This window comes from Mannheimia haemolytica (assembly GCF_004342115.1).
GTDB lineage: Bacteria > Pseudomonadota > Gammaproteobacteria > Enterobacterales > Pasteurellaceae > Mannheimia > Mannheimia haemolytica.
This window is the reverse complement of record NZ_SMAC01000002.1, coordinates 25,130-45,692: the sequence shown is the minus strand read 5'-3', so window position 1 is coordinate 45,692 and position 20,563 is coordinate 25,130. Positions and strand designations below refer to the sequence as shown.

The following is a 20,563-nucleotide window of genomic DNA, read 5'->3' as shown; positions in this document are numbered from 1 at the left end:
AGGCTCTTTTACTAATAAAATTAGGAAATTTCAATGAGCGAATTAGCCAAAGATATTATTCCCGTAAGTATTGAGGACGAATTAAAAACCTCTTACCTTGACTATGCGATGTCGGTGATTGTTGGGCGTGCCTTGCCTGATGTACGAGACGGTTTAAAGCCGGTACACCGCCGAGTGCTTTTTTCAATGGATCAAAACAGCAACACCTATAATAAGCCGCACGTTAAATCTGCCCGTGTGGTCGGTGATGTGATCGGTAAATATCACCCACACGGTGACTCTGCGGTGTATGACACTATTGTGCGTATGGCTCAACCGTTCTCACTACGTTATATGTTGGTGGACGGGCAAGGTAACTTTGGTTCTATTGATGGCGATGCACCGGCAGCAATGCGTTATACCGAAGTGCGTATGCAGAAAATTACGCAGGAATTATTAACCGATCTCGATAAAGAAACGGTGGATTTCTCACCGAACTATGACGGCAAAGAGATGATTCCTGATGTATTGCCAACCAAAATTCCGGCTCTGTTAGTCAATGGTTCTTCAGGGATTGCGGTCGGTATGGCAACCAATATTCCACCTCATAATTTAGGCGAAGTATTAGATGGTTGCTTGGCGTATATTGAAAATGAACAGATTAGTGTTGAAGAGCTAATGCGTTATATCCCGGGGCCGGATTTCCCGACCGGGGCGATTATCAACGGTCGTAAAGGGATTGAAGAGGCTTACCGCACCGGTCGTGGCAAGGTGTATGTGCGCGCGAAAGCCAGCGTGGAAACAACTGATAAAGGGCGTGAGCAAATTGTTGTAACCGAACTGCCATACCAAGTGAATAAGGCAAAATTAATTGAAAAAATTGCCGAGCTGGTTAAAGAGAAGAAAATCGAAGGCATCAGCAAAATTGATGACTATTCCGATAAAAAAGGGATTTCGATTGTTATTGAAGTCAAGCGTGATGCAGTGGGTGAAGTGGTGTTAAACCACCTTTATTCTTTAACCCAAATGCAGGTCACGTTTGGTATCAATATGGTGGCGTTAGATAATGGGCAGCCAAAAGTGCTGAACTTACGCCAGATCATCGAAGCCTTTGTTAAACACCGTCGTGAAGTGGTCACACGCCGTACGATTTTTGAATTGCGTAAAGCCCGTGAACGTGCCCATATTTTAGAAGGTTTGGCGATTGCGTTAGCGAATATCGACCCGGTAATTGAATTAATTCGAGCCTCAAAAACCGCAGAAGAAGCCCGTGAAGGCTTATTGGCTCGCCCTTGGGCATTAGGCAATGTTGCACCAATGTTAGAGGCTGCTGGTGTTGGTGCTTCCCGACCGGAAGATTTACCTGAACACTTAGGAGTGCGTGATGGTGAATACTATTTATCTGAAGCTCAAGCCAGAGCGATTTTAGAGCTACGCTTACACCGCTTAACCGGTTTAGAACACGAGAAAATCGTTGAAGAATACAAAGAACTCTTAACTGAAATTGGCGAATTAATCCACATTTTAACCAGCCCAGAACGCTTAATGGAAGTGATCCGTGAAGAGTTAGAACGTGTAAAAACCGATTTTAATGATGAACGCCGTACTGAAATTACCGCAGCCTCTGGCGACATCAACATTGAAGACTTAATCGCACAAGAAGATGTGGTGGTTACGCTTTCTCACGCCGGCTATGTGAAATATCAGCCGTTATCCGACTACGAAGCACAACGCCGTGGCGGTAAAGGTAAGTCGGCAACCAAGATGAAAGAAGATGATTTCATCGAAAAACTCTTGGTGGCAAACACCCACGACACCATTCTTTGCTTCTCAAGCCGTGGGCGTTTATATCAATTAAAAGTGTATCAATTACCGCAAGCAAGCCGTGGGGCAAGAGGCACGCCGATTGTGAATATTCTGCCGTTAGTGAAAGAAGAAAACGAACGTATTACCGCGATTCTACCGATTCCAAACGGTGAATTTAGTGCCGATAAGTTTATCTTTATGGCAACAGCTAGCGGTGTAGTGAAAAAAGTTTCCCTTGATGCCTTTAGCAACGTGCGTGCAAGCGGTCTGATTGCGTTAAAACTTCGTGAAGGCGATGAGCTGATCGGGGTAGATATTACTGATGGTAACAGCGAAATTATGTTGTTCTCGGCACAAGGGCGAGTAGTTCGCTTTGCCGAAACAGCAGTTCGTGCGATGGGACGTACCGCCACCGGCGTACGAGGTATTAAACTTTCTACCACCGAAATTTCAAGCGAAGAAATTGAAGAAGCTGAAATTATTGAAACTGACAATGAAGAGGCAGAAGATTCCTCCAGCGTCAGCCTTGATAAAGACCGTGTGGTTTCTTTAGTGATTCCTCGCACCGAAGGTGATATTTTAACCGTCACCCAAAACGGCTACGGTAAACGTACGGTGATTAGCGAATATCCGGTGAAATCCCGAGCAACCAAAGGGGTCGTTTCGATTAAAGTGAATGAACGAAACGGCAAAGTGGTTGCGGCAGTTCAAGTAGAGGAAACCGACCAAATTATGTTGATTACCGATGCCGGCACGCTGGTTCGCACCCGAGTGGCAGAAGTCAGCCTCGTTGGACGAAACACCCAAGGCGTACGTATTATTCGCACCGCAGAAGACGAACAAGTTGTTAGCCTTGAACGAGTCTGCGAGCCTGAAGACGATGAAAATGAAAGCCTAGACGCATTAGAAAATGCCGAAACAGTAGAAACATCAACTGAAGAATAATCTTAACTAAACAAGCGGTCGAATTTTCACAATTTTTTGCAAAAATAGAAGGAAATTCGACCGCTTTAATATATGAGCAATATTAGGAATACAAAATGGCAGCTATTCAACAAAGAGCAGAACTCCATCGTCAAATTTGGCAAATTGCAAACGAAGTGCGTGGTGCGGTGGACGGCTGGGATTTTAAACAATATGTATTAGGTTCGCTGTTTTATCGTTTTATTAGCGAAAATTTTTCCGCCTATATCGAACAAGGCGATGAAAGTATTGATTACGCAGCATATTCCGACGAAGAGATTGATGCATTCGGTATTAAAGAAGATGCGATTAAGAGCAAAGGCTACTTTATTTACCCAAGCCAGTTGTTTAAAAATGTCGTGAAAAATGCCAATACCAATAACAATTTGAATATTGAACTCGCCGATATTTTTGCCGACATTGAAGCTTCTGCGGTAGGGTTTGATTCGGAAAAGGATATTAAAGGCTTGTTTGCCGATTTTGATACCAAAAGTAACCGCTTGGGTAATACCGTTGAAGATAAAAACAAGCGATTAGCGGCGGTATTGAAAGGGGTAGAGTCGCTTAATTTTGGTGATTTTGCCGAGAACCAGATCGACCTGTTCGGCGATGCCTATGAATATCTAATTTCTAATTATGCGTCTAACGCAGGTAAATCGGGCGGTGAATTTTTCACGCCACAAAATGTGTCTAAACTCATTGCACAACTTGCTTTATACGGGCAAAGTGCGGTCAATAAAATCTATGATCCGGCTTGTGGTTCCGGCTCACTGTTATTGCAAGCGAAAAAGCAGTTTGACGATCATTTGATTGAAGAAGGCTTTTTCGGGCAGGAAATCAACCACACGACTTACAACCTCGCCCGAATGAATATGTTCTTGCATAATATTAACTATGACAAATTCCATATTGAGCTGGGCGACACACTGATTAATCCAAAACTCAAAGATGACAAACCTTTTGATGCGATTGTCTCTAACCCACCTTATTCAATTAAATGGATTGGCTCGGACGACCCTACACTCATCAACGATGAGCGTTTTGCTCCTGCCGGCATTCTTGCTCCGAAATCCAAAGCCGATTTTGCCTTTATTCTGCACGCCCTGAACTACCTTTCAGCAAAAGGACGGGCGGCGATTGTTACTTTCCCCGGCATTTTCTACCGTAGTGGTGCGGAGCAAAAAATCCGTCAGTATTTAATTGAACAGAATGTGGTAGAAAGTGTGATCGCCTTGTCAGCAAATCTCTTTTACGGCACCAGCATTGCGACTAATATTTTAGTGCTATCTAAACACAAAACTGACACCAAAACCCAATTTATTGATGCAAGCGATCTGTTTAAGAAAGAAACTAACAATAATGTGCTGACCGATGAACATATCGCTCAAATTCTCAAATTATTTGCCGATAAAGCCGATGTGGAGCATTTCGCCAAATCGGTAGATAACCGCCAAATTGCGGAGAATGAGTACAATCTTGCGGTTAGCTCTTATGTGGAAGCAAAAGATACCCGAGAAGTGATCAATATCACCGAACTCAATAAAGAAATTCGCAAAACAGTCGCAAAAATTGACCGCTTGCGGGCAGATATTGATGCGATTGTGGCGGAGATTGAACAACAGTGATCGTGGATAATAAAAAGGGCGGATCACATTCGCCCAAATAAAACAAGCGGTATAAAATCAAGGAAAATTTGCAAAATGAGTAATAGTATTATTGAGAAATTATTAAATGGGGCTGAGGTCGAGTGGAAGCCGTTAGGAGAGGTCGCAGAGTTAAAACGCGGAAAAACAATTACAGCGAAAGATAAAACAGAAGGGAACATTCCTGTAATTAGTGGTGGTCAGAAGCCAGCATACTATACTGGCGAATATAATAGAGAGGGTGAAACAATTACTATTGCAGGAAGTGGGGCATATGCTGGTTTCTTAATGTATTGGAATGAACCAATTTTTCTTGGAGATGCTTTTTCCGTAAAACCAGATTTAGATATTCTTATCACAAAATATGTATATCATTTTTTGTTATCTAAACAGCAGTGGATTTTTAATTTAAAAAAAGGGTCAGGTGTTCCACATGTTTATCCAAAAGATTTAGCTATATTGGAAATCCCCATTCCTCCACTCGAAATTCAACAAAAAATTGTAAAAACACTTGACAAATTCACGGAGCTGGAAGCTACGCTGGAAGCTACGCTGGAAGCTACGCTGGAAGCTGAATTAGCTCTGCGGAAAAAACAATATCAATATTACCGAGAAACCCTATTGACATTCCCACAAGATTTAGATAGGGGGGGGGTATAACGACATCACCAAAGCCATCGGGCAAGTGGTGGGCAAGAATGCCCACCCTACGGTGGTTTGGAAGAGTTTGGGGGAGATCGGTGAAGCTAGAATGTGTAAAAGAATTTTGAAAGAGCAAACTAGCAATGTTGGAGATATTCCGTTTTACAAAATTGGAACGTTTGGAAAAAAACCGAATGCTTATATTTCAAGAGAATTATTTGAAGATTACAAACAGAAATATAGTTACCCTAGAAAAGGGAATATCTTAATTTCTGCATCTGGAACAATAGGGAGAACAGTAATTTTTGATGGCGAAGATTCTTATTTTCAAGATAGTAATATTGTTTGGATTGAAAATGATGAAAGTCAGGTCTTAGATAAGTTTTTATTTTATCTTTATCAAATTGCTGATTGGAATATAGCAGAAGGCGGAACAATTCAGAGGTTGTATAATGATAATTTAAAAAAATTAAAAATTCCTGTTCCTCCTCTTTCCGAACAACAAAAAATCGTCAATATTTTAGATAAATTCGACAGCTTAACCAATTCAATCACCGAGGGTTTACCAAAGGAAATTAAATTAAGGCGAGAACAGTATGGGTATTATCGTGAGCAGTTATTAAATTTTCCTAAGCCATAAGGATAACATATGAGTAAAATTTTAGATGATATTGCTCTAGAACTAAGAAATAATAAGAAAAAAGTACAGCTCATTTATGCTTTTAATGGGACTGGGAAAACAAGGATATCTCGAAAGTTTAAAGAGCTTATTTCTCCTAAATTAGAGGATGATACTGAGTATAGTGGAGAATTAAAGCATAAGAAAATTCTATACTATTCCTCTTTTACGGAAGATTTATTTTATTGGGATAATGATTTAGAGTATGATTCTAAAATTAAATTAAAAATACATAAAAACTCCTTCACTGATTGGGTTTTTATAGAGCAGGGGCTAGAAGATACAGTAACTAGGATTTTTCAGCATTATACTAATGAAAAACTAACCCCTAATTTTAACGAAGAATATACTTTCCAAAATGAGTATGGAGATAATATTACTATCCCAGCCTATTCAGAAATAGTTTTCTCCTACGCTAGAGGCGATGATGCTTTTCAGGAAAATATTAAAATTTCTAAAGGGGAGGAAAGTAATTTTGTTTGGAGTGTTTTTTATTCGCTGTTTGAGCAAGTTATATCAGAGTTAAATATTGCTGAAATAAAAAATCGTTCAACAGATAAATTTAATAATTTAGAATATGTTTTTATTGATGATCCAGTTAGCTCACTAGATGAAAATCATTTTATTGAATTGGCAATTGATATTGCCCAATTAATACAATCAAGCGAATCAAATCTTAAATTTATTATTACAACACACAATCCACTTTTTTATAATGTGTTACATAATGAATTCAGAAGGGAAAATAGTATTTCTTATAGGTTAGAAAAGATAAATTATGATGACTTTATTCTTTCTAAACAAGAAAGTGATTCTCCATTTGCATATCAGGTATATCTCAAAAACCAATTGGAAGATCTATTTAAAGAAGAAGTTTTAGCAGAAAAATTAAAAGAATTGATTAAGAAGGTCATCTCAAAAGATAAAGAAGAAAAAATAGAAAGATTATTTACTAATGGATTAACACAAGAAGAATTAGAAGAGTTTCATAAAGAATTTCCAGAGTTTAATGATTTATATGTAATTAAAACATATTTTAAGAAAGAAAATAAAAAAGTTTTTTATAAGGTGAAATTTTTTAAGGACAAAGAGATAGATGATTGTAAAGTGGAAAAATATCACTTTAATTTTATTAGGAATATTTTGGAAAAGGTATCTACATTCTTAGGGTATTATGAATTTAAAGAATTGCTACCTAAAAGTAATGAAAATAATCCAGAGTTATATAATAAGAGGATTGAATCATATACAAATAGAAGAGTTAATTTTGGAAGTCATTCAAAGCATTCTGGAGAAGAAATGCCATTTGTAAATTCTAATGACAAAAGAGTTTTAAAATTTCTTGTTACTTATTTAAGTGAAAGTAAAGATGTAAATAAAATTTTCAAATTTAAACCGAGATATATTAAGTTTGCATTTTTAAATATAAATGAGGGCTAATGATTATGATAAATACTCTCCCTATCACCGAAACTAACAATTTTATCGTATTAGATAAATATGAAAAAATCATTCAGCCAACCGCTTATCAAACTGAAACGGATTTAGAGCGTGAATTAATTACTGATTTACAATTTCAGGGCTATGAATATCGTCCTGATTTAAATAACCAAGAAAAATTATTGGCAAATTTGCGTGAACAGTTGGAAAAATTAAATAATGTGCGGTTTTTAGATTCAGAGTGGAAACGATTATTAGAAGAATATATTGATAAACCGTCTGAAAATATTATTGAGAAAACCAGAAAGATCCATCACGACCATATTTATGATTTTGTGTTTGATAATGGGCGGATTCAAAATATCTATTTGTTGGATAAAAAAGAAATTGCTCGTAATAAAGTACAGGTTATCAATCAATTTGAGCAAAAAGGTTCTCATCTTAATCGCTATGATGTAACGATTTTGGTCAATGGCTTGCCATTAATACAAATTGAATTGAAAAAGCGAGGCGTGGCAATTCGGGAAGCTTTTAATCAAATTCATCGTTATAGTAAAGAGAGTTTTAATAAAGAAAATTCTCTGTTTAAGTTTTTGCAGATTTTTGTCATTTCTAACGGCACAGATACCCGTTATTTTGCCAATACGACCAAGCGGGATAAAAACAGCTTTGATTTTACAATGAGTTGGGCAAAATCGGATAATGGCTTAATTAAAGATCTAAAAGATTTTACCGCTACCTTTTTACAGAAAAATACCTTATTAAATGTGCTAGTGAATTATTCGGTATTTGATGTAAATGACACGTTATTATTGATGCGACCTTATCAAATTGCGGCAACCGAGCGTATTTTATGGAAAATAAAACATACGCATTTTACCAATACTTGGAATAAACCGGAGAGTGGTGGTTATATTTGGCATACTACCGGTTCGGGTAAAACGCTGACCAGTTTTAAAGCGGCTCGATTGGCAACCGAATTAGATTGTATTGAGAAAGTCTTTTTTGTGGTGGACAGAAAAGATCTCGATTATCAAACAATGAAAGAGTATCAACGTTTTTCACCGGATAGCGTAAACGGTTCGGAAAGTACAGCCGGTTTGAAGCGTAATCTTGAAAAGCAAGATAATAAAATTATTGTTACCACTATTCAAAAATTAAATAATTTAATGAAGAGTGAAGATAATTTACCAATATATCAACAGCCGGTAGTGTTTATTTTTGATGAGTGTCATCGTAGCCAATTTGGTGAAGCTCAACGTAATTTAAAACGAAAATTTAAAAAATTTTGTCAATTCGGTTTTACCGGCACCCCTATTTTCCCTGAAAATGCATTAGGGGCAGAAACAACCGCATTGGTATTTGGTACACAGCTACACTCTTATGTGATTACCGATGCGATTCGTGATGAAAAAGTGCTGAAATTTAAGGTCGATTATAATGATGTTCGCCCACAATTTAGGACAATGGAAATTGAAAAAAGTCCTGAAAAACTCACCGCACTTGAGAATAAAAAAGCCTTATTGCACCCTGAGCGGATTAAAGAAATTACCCAATATATTTTGGCACATTTTAAACAAAAAACGCACCGTTTGAATGCCACAGGCAAAGGCTTTAATGCAATGTTTGCCGTCAGTTCTGTGGAAGCGGCAAAACTCTATTATGAGCAGTTTAAAATTCAGCAGCAAGCGGTGCAAAATCCGTTAAAAGTTGCAACGATTTTTTCTTTTGCTGCCAATGAAGAGCAAAATGCGATTGGTGAAATTGCCGATGAAACCTTTGAACCTACCGCAATGAATAGTTCGGCAAAAGAATTTTTGAGTTTGGCGATTGATGATTATAACGAGCAATTTAAAACAAATTATGGTGTAGAAAGTAAAGAATTTCAAAATTATTACCGTGATTTAGCAATGCGGGTGAAAAATCAGGAAATTGATTTATTGATTGTAGTAGGAATGTTTTTAACAGGCTTTGATGCTCCAACGTTAAATACCTTATTTGTGGATAAAAATCTGCGTTATCACGGGTTGATGCAAGCCTTTTCCCGCACTAACCGCATTTATGACTCTACTAAAACTTTCGGCAATATCGTGACTTTCCGAGATTTGGAACAGGATACGATTGATGCGATTACGCTATTTGGCGATAAAAATACCCGTAATGTGGTGTTAGAACGTAGTTTCGATGAATATATGCAGGGCTATGAAAAGAGCAGTGGTGAATATCAACGTGGTTATTTGGTGGTAGTTAAAGAATTACAAACTAAATTTCCTGATCCAACGAATCTTGAAAAAGAGGAGGATAAGAAAGCTTTTACTGCATTATTTGGTGAATATTTACGTTTGGAAAATGTATTACAGAATTATGATGAGTTTCACGAACTGAAAAATCCTGAAAATATAGAGAATATAGTTTGTGAGCCGACTGCAAATTATCTTAATCACACTCAGATTATTTTGCCTGAACGAAAATTGCAAGATTATCGTTCAACCTATAACGATATTCGGGAATGGCAACGCCAACAACGACAAGGGAATAATACTCAAACTTCAACAATTGATTGGAGTGATGTGGTGTTTGAAGTGGATTTACTAAAATCCCAAGAGATCAATTTAGATTATATTTTAGAGCTTATTTTTGAACACAATAAGAAAATCAAAAATAAGCCTGCGTTAATTGAAGAAATTCGCCGTACTATTCGTTCAAGCATTGATAATCGAGCGAAAGAAAGTTTGGTAGTGGATTTTATTCACCAAACCGATTTGGATACTATTCCTGATAAAGCCGGTGTCATTGAGGCATTCTTCCAATTCGCCCAGCAAGAACAGAAAAAAGAGGCAGAAACCTTAATTGAAACCGAAAATTTAAATGTAGAGGCTGCAAAACGTTATATCACCACTTCACTAAAAAGGGAATATGCCAGCGAAAACGGCACGGATTTAAATGACATTCTGCCGAAAATGAGCCCACTTAATCCGCAATATAAAACTAAAAAACAGACGGTTTTCCAAAAAATCGTGGCGTTTGTGGAGAAGTTTAAGGGAGTTGGTGGGTATTTATCTTAACAAGAATAAAAACGAGTAGAACAGAACGCTTTCATACAAGCGGTTAGAGAATTGCTAAAATTTACAATTTTAACGAGAATACTATGGCACTTATCAATCTTTCCAACGCCTATTTAGGCTTTGGCGATCATCCTTTATTGGATCATACTGAATTACATATCGAACCCGGCGAGCGGGTTTGTTTGGTGGGGCGTAACGGGGCGGGTAAATCGACCCTGATGAAAATTCTGGCGGGCGAAGTTCAGCTTGATGACGGCAAGTTGGTATTTGAAAAAGACATTGTCGTTACACGCCTTGAACAAGATCCGCCCCGCCATATTGAAGAAACGGTGTTCGATTATGTGGCAGAAGGCATTGCCCATCTTGCCGACTTATTGAAGCAATATCACCACATTTCCCTGCAAATGCAGACCGATTACAGCGATGAACTGCTCGCCAAACTTTCAGCGGTGCAGTCGCAATTAGAACACGCTAACGGTTGGCAGTTTGAAAACCGCATTCAAGACACCTTGAAACTGTTGGAACTCGACCCCGACAAACGCCTGTGCGAACTCTCGGGTGGTTGGGTACGCCGTGCGGCATTGGCTCGGGCGTTGGTTGCCGATCCTGATGTATTGCTGTTGGACGAGCCGACCAACCACCTCGACATCGAGGCGATTGCGTGGCTGGAAAATCTGTTGTTGGATTTCAAAGGCAGCATTATTTTTATCTCGCACGACCGTGCCTTTATCCGCAAAATGGCGACTCGGATTGTGGACTTGGATCGAGGCAAACTGGTTTCCTACCCAAGCAATTACGATAAATACTTGGAAGAAAAAGCCGAAGATCTGCGAGTGGAAGCGTTGCAAAATGAGCTGTTCGACAAAAAACTCGCCCAAGAAGAGGTCTGGATCCGTCAAGGGATTAAGGCAAGACGCACCCGAAACGAAGGGCGTGTGCGGGCGTTGAAAGCGTTGCGTGAAGAGCGTAGAAACCGCCGAGAGGTGCAAGGCACGGCGAAAATTCAGATCGACAATACTGCACGCAGCGGCAAAATTGTGTTTGAAGTGGAAAATGCCAGCCATGAAATCGGCGGCAGAACCCTGCTGAAAAATTTCAGCACCACCATTTTGCGTGGCGATAAAATTGCCTTGATTGGGGCGAATGGGATCGGCAAAACCACGCTGATTAAGCTGTTACTTGGCGAAATTCAGCCGACATCAGGTTCGGTGCGTTGTGGCACAAAATTGGAAGTGGCGTACTTTGACCAATACCGAGCCGATCTTGACACTGAAAAAACCGTGATGGACAACGTGGCAGATGGCAAGCAAGATGTAGAAGTAAACGGGGTGAAACGCCACGTTCTTGGCTATCTGCAAGACTTCTTGTTCCCGCCCAAACGGGCAATGACACCGGTGAAAGCCCTTTCGGGTGGTGAACGCAACCGCTTGTTGCTGGCAAAACTGTTACTCAAACCGAACAACTTGCTGATTTTGGACGAACCGACCAACGATTTGGACGTGGAAACCCTCGAACTGCTGGAAGAGATGCTCACCGACTATCAAGGCACCTTGATTATTGTCAGCCACGACCGTCAATTTGTGGATAATACCGTAACCGAATGCTACTTCTTCGAGGGCGAAGGCGTGGTGAATAAATATGTCGGCGGCTATTTCGATGCCAAACAACAGCAGGAAAATTACTTTGCCTCCCAAAAGCAGAGCGTAGAGACGCCACGCTTGGCGTCCGAAAAATCGCCTGTAAAGACTACTGAATCGGACACGAAGCATCGTGTCCCTACGGAAGATGCGAAGAAAAAAGTTAAACTTTCCTACAAAGAACAGCGTGAACTGGACGAGTTACCGGCTAAAATGGAACAGCTCGAAGCCGATATTGAAGCCTTGCAAGCCGAAGTAAACAGTGCCGAATTCTTCGCCAAAGATCCAAGCTACACCAATGCCCAGCTACAAAAACTTGCCGACACCGAAGCCGCGTTAGAACAAGCCTTTGAACGGTGGGAAGCGTTGGAAAATATTAAAAATGGGAATGTGTAAGCGGTCATTTTTACGGAAAATTTTACAAAATGGAACGAATTGATAACTACGAACAGCGTTTTGGTGGCATTGGTCGCCTTTATACGCCGGAAGGATTGGAGAAACTACGCCGTTCGCATATTTGCGTGATTGGGATTGGCGGGGTTGGCTCGTGGGCAGTGGAGGCATTGGCTCGCTCAGGTATCGGTAAGATCACGATGATCGATATGGACGATATTTGCGTGACCAATATCAACCGCCAAATTCACGCAATGAGTGGCACGGTGGCTCAACTGAAAACCGAAGCGATGAAAGAGCGGATTGAGCGGATCAACCCTGAATGTGTGGTGGAAATTATTGATGATTTCTTAACGCAGGATAATCTCGCAGACTACCTCAATCGAGGATATGACTATGTGATCGATGCGATTGACAGTTTGCGGGTAAAAGCGGCGATGATTGCGTTTTGTAAACGCAATAAGATCAAAATTATCACCACCGGCGGGGCGGGCGGGCAGACCGATCCGACCAAAATTCAAATTACCGATTTAAGCAAAACGGTGCAAGATCCGTTGGCGGCAAGGGTTCGTAGCCTGTTGCGTAAAGAGTACGGTTTCAGCAATAAAAACAAATTCGGCGTGGAGTGCGTTTCTTCGACTCAGCAACTGATTTTCCCACAAATGGGTGAGGCCTGTGAGGTGTCGGCAACAATGAACTGTGCCAACGGCTTTGGAGCGGTGACAATGGTGACGGCAACGTTCGGCTTTTTTGCGGTGAGTCGGGTGATTGATAAACTATTAAAATAACAAGCGGTCATATTAAATGAATTTTTTGCAAATCAAGGAGTAAATAATGGCAATACATCGAGTCAACCCGAAAGGGAGTATGGAACAGCTTTCCCATTTGGAAATGGAGTTGTTGGCAAAGAATACGCAGGGTAATTTGCATCAACTTTATCGTAATTGCTCTTTGGCGGTGCTAAATTCCGGTGTGCATACCGATGACAGCCGAGCGTTGTTAAGCCAATACCCTGATTTTGAAATCCGCTTATTAACCCGTGAAAAAGGCGTGTCGCTTGAATTGCATAATCCACCCGAAACTGCGTTTGTTGACGGCAAGATGATTTTGAATATTCAATATCACCTTTTTGCGGTGCTGCGGGATATTGTGTTTGTGAATGCGTTAAAAAATGCGATTAGACCGCTTGAAGAGACTTCTTTAGAAGCCTTAACCACGAATACCGTATTTTCGATTTTGCGGAATGCGAAAGCGATTGAAATGAATACCGACCCAAATTTGGTGGTGTGCTGGGGAGGGCATTCGATTAATGAAACCGAATACCAATATTGCCGTGCCGTCGGGCAAGAGTTTGGCTTGCGTGAGCTGAATATTGTGACCGGTTGCGGAGCCGGTGTGATGGAAGCCCCGATGAAAGGAGCGGCTATCGGACACGCCAATCAACGTTATAAAAACGGGCGTTTTATCGGCATTACCGAGCCGTCTATTATTGCCTCCGAGCCGCCAAACCCGATTGTGAATGAATTGGTAATTATGCCGGATATTGAAAAACGGTTGGAAGCCTTTGTGCGTTTAGGGCACGCCATTGTGGTTTTCCCGGGCGGGCCGGGAACGCTGGAAGAGTTGCTGTATATTATCGGTATTAAGTTAAACCCGGCTAACCATGCTCAGCAATTACCACTGATTTTAACCGCCCCGAAAGAATCGGCAGACTATTTCTATGCCATCGATCAATTTATTGGCGAAACTTTAGGCGAAGAAGCTCGCAGTTTGTATGAAATTATTATTGATGACCCGGTGTTGGTGGCTCGTAAAGTCAAGCAAGCGATGATTGAGGTAAAAAGCAGCCGTTATGAAAGTGGTGATGCTTATAATTTCAACTGGTCGTTAAAAATTGAGGAAGATTTTATTACGCCATTTATTCCAACCCACGAAAATATGGCAAACCTGAATTTAAGTTTAGCACAGCCAAAAGAGCAGCTGGCTGCGAATTTAAGACGGGCATTTTCAGGGATTGTTGCAGGTAATATTAAGCCGGAGACCTCCGATTTAATTGAGAAATATGGGGTGTTTAAATTACACGGCGATCGTAAATTAATGGAGCATATAGATAAACTGTTGGAGCGTTTTGTGGTTCAACACCGTATGAAAATTCCAACGGGTGAGGCGTACCAACCTTGCTATGAAATTGTAAAAGGGTAATGCTAACAAGGGGTAAGGTATGTATTTAAAGCATATTGAAATCAGTGGCTTTCGTGGTATTAACCATTTATCGCTCCAGCTACGACCAAATATGGTATTGATTGGCGAAAATGCGTGGGGGAAATCCAGTCTGATTGATGCATTAAGCCTGATTTTTAACCTTGAGCAGGCGTTGTATCAATTTCAGTTCAAAGATTTCCATATTCAATACACCGATACCCCCAACCAAGTGCGGGACATTCAACTGGTGTTTACCTTTTGTGAAGAGCATCAGCACGATTTAGCGGTGCAATTTCCCGCTTATTTGGCACAAGCCGCGTTTTATATTGATAATCACCGCTGTGTTTCGCTTGCCGTAACCGGAAAATTACACGGAGAGCAGATTAGCACCGACTATCAATTTGTGGATCAAAGCCTAAAACCGATCCAGATAGAACAAGCGGAAAACGCCATTCGGCAGTTTATTTACCATCACCCTGTTTATCGCCTGCGTGATGCAAGGCTCAATAACAGGGTGCATAATGAATTATTACTTAAAGGATCGTCTCAACTTGAAGACGATTTTCAACGTGAATTAAACGCCCTCTCTTCGCTACTGAAATACTATTTTCTAACCAGCCAAAGTCGCTATTTGATCAAAACCAGTATGCAAGACACCGCATTGTGGTGGGAAAAAGTAAAATCCCTCTGTTTACGCCTAAAACAGCAGCCGGAATTGGTCGAATCTGCTCAGCAGCATATTTCTACTCTATTTTTGTTTAATCCTAGATCTACAGTAATAGAAAAGCCGATTATTTTATTTGAAGATCTGAATGCTCAACTACACCCTCGAATGATTGCGATTTTTTGGGAACTGCTCGGTTTTTTACCCAGCCAACGGATCACCACTACTAATTCTATTGAATTGTTATCGCAAGTGCCTCTGCGTGAAATCTGCCGTTTGGTGCGTCATCACGATCATACCCAAGCCTATTGGCTTGAACGCCACAGTTTAGGCAAGGAAGATTTGCGAAAATTAACCTTTCATATTCACCATAATCGTGGCTTGGCACTGTTTGCTAAAGCGTGGATTTTGGTTGAGGGGGAAACGGAGGTTTGGATTTTGCAAGAGCTGGCGAGATTATTAGATATTCATTTGGAAATGGAAGGGATCAAAATCGTTGAATTTGCTCAGTGTGGCTTACGTCCGTTAATTAAATACGCCAGAGCAATGGGGATCGAATGGTATGTGCTGACTGACGGTGACGATTCCGGCAAACGTTATGCAGATACGGTAAAAAGTATGGAAGAGGATTTTGCTCACCGGCTCACGATGTTGCCACAAAAAGATATCGAACATTTTTTCTACAAAGCAGGCTTGCGGAATGTGTTTATACAGCTTGCAAATTGGCGTTCACAAGAAAAATATCCGGTGTCCTACATCATTAAACGAGCGATTCAACGAAGCTCAAAGCCTGATTTAGCCATTGCATTAGCCAATGAGATGGAGCAACGGGGAGAGCATTCAATTCCAACTTTATTTAAACAATTATTTGCAGATGTGCTGGCATTGATAAACAAAGTATAGAATACAAGCGGTTAAATTTGACAAAAAATTGCCAATTTTGACCGCTTGTTTGCTTGTGATGAAAACCAATCATACAAAACTCTAATTTATTTCAAGTGCAAGCTATTATTTTATGCGTTATGCTTATTTGGAATAAAAAAATCGGGTTAGTTGATTGACATAGCATTCTAGACGTCTAAAATAACCAAAAATAATAGTTAATTGAATGTGGATAAATAGAAAATGATTCAGCTGAAAAATATCAGCAAACAATTTGAGGTAAAGGGCAAAAAAATTACCGCTCTGGATAATGTAAACCTAGAAGTACCAAGAGGCACTATTTATGGTGTCATTGGGGCATCAGGGGCAGGAAAAAGTACCTTAATTCGCTGTGTAAATTTATTAGAACGCCCAACAATCGGGCAAGTGATTGTCGATGGGCAAGATTTAACGGCAATGTCGGATAAAGAGTTGATTCACGCTCGCCGTAATATTGCAATGATTTTCCAACATTTTAATTTGCTTTCATCACAAACTGTATTTGAAAACGTGGCGTTATCGTTGCGTTTAAGCAATACGCCAAAAGAGCAAGTTGAGAAGAAAGTCAATGAGCTGTTGGATTTAGTGGGGTTAACAGATCGTAAAGATGTTTACCCTGCAAATCTTTCCGGTGGGCAGAAACAGCGTGTAGCGATTGCTCGTGCGTTAGCCAGCGATCCACACGTTTTGTTGTGTGATGAAGCGACCAGTGCGTTAGATCCGGCGACTACGCAATCCATTTTGCAGCTATTAAAAGATATTAATAAACGTCTTGGTTTGACGATTTTATTAATCACTCACGAAATGGAAGTGGTAAAACGCATTTGTGACCGAGTAGCAGTGATTGATAAAGGGCAGTTGATTGAATCTGGCTCGGTAAGTGAAATTTTCTCGAATCCGAAAACCGAATTAGCTCAGAAATTTATTCAATCGACTTTCCATTTTGAATTACCGCAAGAATATACCGAGCAGCTTTCAAGTTCGCCGACTGAACATAGTAAGCCGATTATTAAATTTGAGTTTACCGGACGTTCGGTGGATGCACCTTTGCTTTCAATGGCATCGAAGAAATTCGGCATTGATTTTAGTATTTTGATGTCGCAAATTGATTATGCAGGCGGGGTCAAATTTGGATTTGTAATTGCAGAAGTGAGTGGTAATCCGGATTCCATTGCAGAAGCAAAATTTTATTTAATTGATAACAATGTAAAAGTAGAGGTGTTAGGCTATGTGGGCTGATTTTATGCAGGAGATGACGCCACAGATGTGGAGCTTAGTATGGGAATCTACTTTTGAAACCGTTTATATGGGCTTTGTGGCAACGGCATTGGCGGTAGTCATCGGTTTACCGATTGGTTTCTTGGCGTTTTTAACCGGTAAAGGCGAAATTTTAGAAAATCCGAGATTACACCAAGTGTTAGATGTCGTTATTAACATCGGGCGTTCGATTCCGTTCATTATTTTATTGATTATTTTGTTGCCATTTACTCGCTTAATTGTGGGCACAACATTAGGCACAACGGCAGCGATTGTTCCTTTAAGTGTTTCGGCCATTCCGTTTTTTGCCCGTTTAACTTCAAATGCGTTGCTTGAAATTCCGTCCGGTTTAACAGAAGCGGCAAAATCAATGGGAGCAACAAATTGGCAGGTAGTGACAAAATTTTATTTACCGGAGTCATTACCGATTTTGATTAATGGCATTACGCTAACGCTGGTTGCTTTAATTGGCTACTCAGCAATGGCGGGGGCTGTTGGTGGCGGCGGTTTAGGCAATTTAGCGATTAGCTATGGCGAACACCGTAATATGGTGTATGTGAAATGGATTGCTACCATTATTATTGTTGCGATTGTGATGATTAGCCAAAAATTGGGTGATCATTTAGCAAAACGTTACGATCATCGTTAATTTTATTTAAAAAGAGGTTTCTATGAGTTTCAAGAAAATTTTAGGCGTTGCATTGGTTTCTGCATTAGCATTAACCGCTTGTAAAGAAGAGAAAAAGGCAGAATCTACCGCTGCTCCGGCAGCTCAAGCTCCGGCTAAAATCAAAGTAGGGGTAATGTCAGGCCCTGAGCATACCGTTGCAGAACGTGCAGCACAGATTGCAAAAGAAAAATATGGTTTAGAAGTTGAGTTCGTTTTATTTAACGACTACGCTTTACCGAATACTGCAGTAAGTAAAGGTGATTTAGATGCAAACGCATTCCAACACAAACCATATTTAGATAAAGACAGCCAATCAAAAGGTTTAAACAACTTAGTGATTGTGGGTAACACCTTTGTTTATCCGTTAGCGGGCTACTCTAAAAAAGTGAAAAATGTGTCTGAGTTAGCAGAAGGTGCGGTAATTGCAGTACCAAATGATCCTTCAAACTTAGCTCGTGCTTTGATTTTATTAGAAAAACAGGGGTTAATTAAATTAAAAGATAATACCAATTTATTCTCAACTTCAGTGGATATTATCGAAAATCCGAAAAACTTAAAAATTAAAGAAGTGGATACTTCAATTGCCGCAAAAGCGTTAGATGACGTAGATTTAGCGGTGGTAAATAACACTTATGCCGGGCAGGTAGGCTTAAATACCCAAGATCACGGTGTATTTGTTGAGTCTAAAGATTCACCGTATGTGAATATTATTGTGGCTCGCCAAGACAATAAAGATGCAGCTAATGTACAAAACTTTATTAAATCTTACCAAACCGAAGAAGTGTACCAAGAAGCACAAAAACACTTTAAAGATGGTGTAGTAAAAGGTTGGTAATTTAGCTGATTTTTACTTAAATGGCGATTAAGCGCTAGGTTAATCGCCATTTTCATCTTTAAAATATAGGAAGGAGCAAACAATGAACTTTAAAAAATTATTAGGTGTGGCGTTAGTATCTGCCTTAGCACTTACTGCGTGTAAAGATGAAAAAGCACAAGCACCTGCTACAACAGCTAAAACTGAAAACAAAGCCCCATTAAAAGTGGGTGTGATGACCGGCCCTGAAGCCCAAATGACCGAAGTGGTAGTGAAAATTGCAAAAGAGAAATATGGCTTAGATGTAGAGTTAGTGCAGTTTACTGAATACACTCAACCAAATGCCGCACTTCATTCTAAAGATTTAGATGCTAACGCGTTCCAAACGGTGCCTTATTTAGAGCAAGAAGTGAAAGATCGTGGTTATAAATTAGCGATTATCGGCAATACGCTAGTATGGCCAATCGCGGCTTATTCTAAAAAAATTAAAAACATTTCCGAGTTAAAAGACGGAGCGACTGTTGCGATTCCAAACAATGCAAGTAATACTGCTCGTGCGTTATTATTGCTTCAAGCTCACGGTTTATTGAAATTAAAAGATCCGAAAAATGTGTTTGCTACCGAAAACGATATTATCGAAAACCCGAAAAATATCAAAATCGTACAGGCGGATACCTCACTTTTAACCCGTATGTTAGATGATGTAGAACTTGCGGTAATCAACAACACTTACGCAGGTCAAGCTGGGTTAAGTCCGGATAAAGACGGTATTATTGTGGAATCTAAAGATTCACCGTATGTGAATTTAGTGGTAAGTCGTGAAGATAATAAAGATGACCCACGCTTACAAACTTTTGTGAAGTCATTCCAAACCGAAGAAGTATTCCAAGAAGCGTTAAAATTATTTAACGGTGGTGTGGTGAAAGGTTGGTAATCAGTTGGACGGCATATTCTGCCGTCCTTTTCTTAAAAGGAGAAACAGATAATGAAAATAATGAAATTAGCCGGTGCAGTTGCAATTTTCTCGCTTTTTTTAACCGCTTGTAATGATAAAGCCGAAAAGTTGAAAGTCGGTGTGATTTCCGGCCCTGAACATAAGGTAATGGAAGTGGCGGCAAAAATTGCAAAGGAAAAATATAACCGTGATGTTGAATTAGTGGTATTTACCGATTATGCCACGCCTAATGCAGCTTTAGATAAAGGCGATCTTGATTTGAATGCTTTCCAGCATAAACCTTATTTAGATAACCAAATTCAGGAAAAAGGCTATAAATTAGTGCCGGTCGGCAATACTTTTGTTTATCCGATTGCGGCTTATTCCAAAAAAATTAAATCGCTGGCAGAGTTGAAAGATGGTGATACTATTGCAGTGCCTAATGATCCGACTAATTTAGCCCGTGCTTTAATTTTATTGGAAAAACAAGGTTTAATTAAGCTGCGAGCAGATGCAGGCTTAAAAGCAACCAGTGTGGATATTATTGAAAACCCTCGTAAATTGGTGATCCAAGAAATTGAAGCACCATTATTGCCTCGAACGTTGGACGATGTTGCCTTTTCGATTATTAATACTACCTACGCAGGGCAAAACGGTTTAACGCCAACCAAAGACGGAATATTCGTTGAAGACAAGGATTCGCCTTATGTGAATTTAATTGTTGCCCGTGAAAATAACCAACATTCTGAAGCCGTAAAAGATTTGGTGAAAGCCTACCAAACAGAAGAGGTGTATAACAAAGCGAATGAAGAGTTTAAAGGGGCGATGATAAAAGGCTGGTAATTGAAGATAAA

14 protein-coding genes and 1 pseudogene are annotated in these 20,563 nt (G+C 39.9%); all 15 read left to right on the top strand.

Annotation, left to right across the window (positions count from 1 at the left end):
- Nucleotides 1–33 precede the first annotated feature (33 nt).
- The 15 genes and pseudogenes from gyrA (at nucleotide 34) to metQ (ending at nucleotide 20,552) form a co-directional block, all read left to right on the top strand.
- Nucleotides 34–2,730, top strand: a complete 2,697-nt coding sequence (gene gyrA, locus EDC41_RS00940) for a DNA topoisomerase (ATP-hydrolyzing) subunit A (protein WP_006251015.1) — start codon at nucleotides 34–36, stop codon at nucleotides 2,728–2,730.
- A 95-nt stretch (nucleotides 2,731–2,825) separates the two neighbouring features.
- Nucleotides 2,826–4,373, top strand: a complete 1,548-nt coding sequence (locus tag EDC41_RS00935; RefSeq protein WP_006251016.1) for a type I restriction-modification system subunit M — start codon at nucleotides 2,826–2,828, stop codon at nucleotides 4,371–4,373.
- 75 nt (nucleotides 4,374–4,448) lie between these two features.
- A pseudogene (locus EDC41_RS14155) lies at nucleotides 4,449–5,036 on the top strand (restriction endonuclease subunit S); the annotation flags it as partial.
- Between the two features lie 106 nt (nucleotides 5,037–5,142).
- Nucleotides 5,143–5,673: a restriction endonuclease subunit S gene (locus EDC41_RS14150; protein WP_050412810.1), complete on the top strand. Its 531-nt coding sequence runs from the start codon at nucleotides 5,143–5,145 to the stop codon at nucleotides 5,671–5,673.
- A gap of 9 nt (nucleotides 5,674–5,682) precedes the next feature.
- Nucleotides 5,683–7,152, top strand: a complete 1,470-nt coding sequence (locus EDC41_RS00920) for a hypothetical protein (protein ID WP_006251019.1) — start codon at nucleotides 5,683–5,685, stop codon at nucleotides 7,150–7,152.
- A 5-nt stretch (nucleotides 7,153–7,157) separates the two neighbouring features.
- A complete protein-coding gene (locus tag EDC41_RS00915) occupies nucleotides 7,158–10,217 on the top strand; it encodes an HsdR family type I site-specific deoxyribonuclease (protein ID WP_100067201.1) in 3,060 nt (1,019 codons plus the stop codon).
- An 83-nt stretch (nucleotides 10,218–10,300) separates the two neighbouring features.
- A complete protein-coding gene (locus EDC41_RS00910; protein WP_006251021.1) occupies nucleotides 10,301–12,250 on the top strand; it encodes an ABC transporter ATP-binding protein in 1,950 nt (649 codons plus the stop codon).
- 29 nt (nucleotides 12,251–12,279) lie between these two features.
- On the top strand, nucleotides 12,280–13,035 hold the full coding sequence (tcdA, locus tag EDC41_RS00905) for a tRNA cyclic N6-threonylcarbamoyladenosine(37) synthase TcdA (RefSeq protein WP_006251022.1): 756 nt from the start codon (nucleotides 12,280–12,282) through the stop codon (nucleotides 13,033–13,035).
- A 46-nt stretch (nucleotides 13,036–13,081) separates the two neighbouring features.
- Nucleotides 13,082–14,449, top strand: coding sequence for a nucleotide 5'-monophosphate nucleosidase PpnN (gene ppnN, locus EDC41_RS00900; RefSeq protein ID WP_006251023.1), 1,368 nt, complete (start codon nucleotides 13,082–13,084; stop codon nucleotides 14,447–14,449).
- A gap of 19 nt (nucleotides 14,450–14,468) precedes the next feature.
- Complete coding sequence (locus EDC41_RS00895; protein ID WP_006251024.1) at nucleotides 14,469–16,016, top strand: ATP-dependent nuclease; 1,548 nt, start codon at nucleotides 14,469–14,471, stop codon at nucleotides 16,014–16,016.
- Nucleotides 16,017–16,238: 222 nt separating this feature from the next.
- The gene (gene metN / locus EDC41_RS00890; protein WP_006249125.1) at nucleotides 16,239–17,273 is read left to right on the top strand and encodes a methionine ABC transporter ATP-binding protein MetN; all 1,035 of its coding nucleotides are present in this window, start codon (nucleotides 16,239–16,241) and stop codon (nucleotides 17,271–17,273) included.
- Nucleotides 17,263–17,940 carry a methionine ABC transporter permease gene (locus EDC41_RS00885; protein WP_006251025.1) on the top strand — a complete coding sequence of 226 codons (678 nt, stop codon included), beginning with the start codon at nucleotides 17,263–17,265 and terminating at the stop codon, nucleotides 17,938–17,940. Before metN ends, EDC41_RS00885 begins: the two co-directional genes overlap by 11 nt.
- A 22-nt stretch (nucleotides 17,941–17,962) precedes the next feature.
- Nucleotides 17,963–18,796 (top strand): MetQ/NlpA family lipoprotein, encoded by an 834-nt coding sequence (locus EDC41_RS00880; RefSeq protein WP_006249127.1) that lies wholly within the window; start codon nucleotides 17,963–17,965, stop codon nucleotides 18,794–18,796.
- A gap of 82 nt (nucleotides 18,797–18,878) precedes the next feature.
- Entirely contained in the window at nucleotides 18,879–19,709 is an 831-nt protein-coding gene (locus EDC41_RS00875) for a MetQ/NlpA family ABC transporter substrate-binding protein (RefSeq protein ID WP_006251026.1), read from the top strand.
- A 51-nt stretch (nucleotides 19,710–19,760) separates the two neighbouring features.
- The gene (metQ, locus tag EDC41_RS00870; RefSeq protein WP_006251027.1) at nucleotides 19,761–20,552 is read left to right on the top strand and encodes a methionine ABC transporter substrate-binding lipoprotein MetQ; all 792 of its coding nucleotides are present in this window, start codon (nucleotides 19,761–19,763) and stop codon (nucleotides 20,550–20,552) included.
- Nucleotides 20,553–20,563 lie beyond the last annotated feature (11 nt).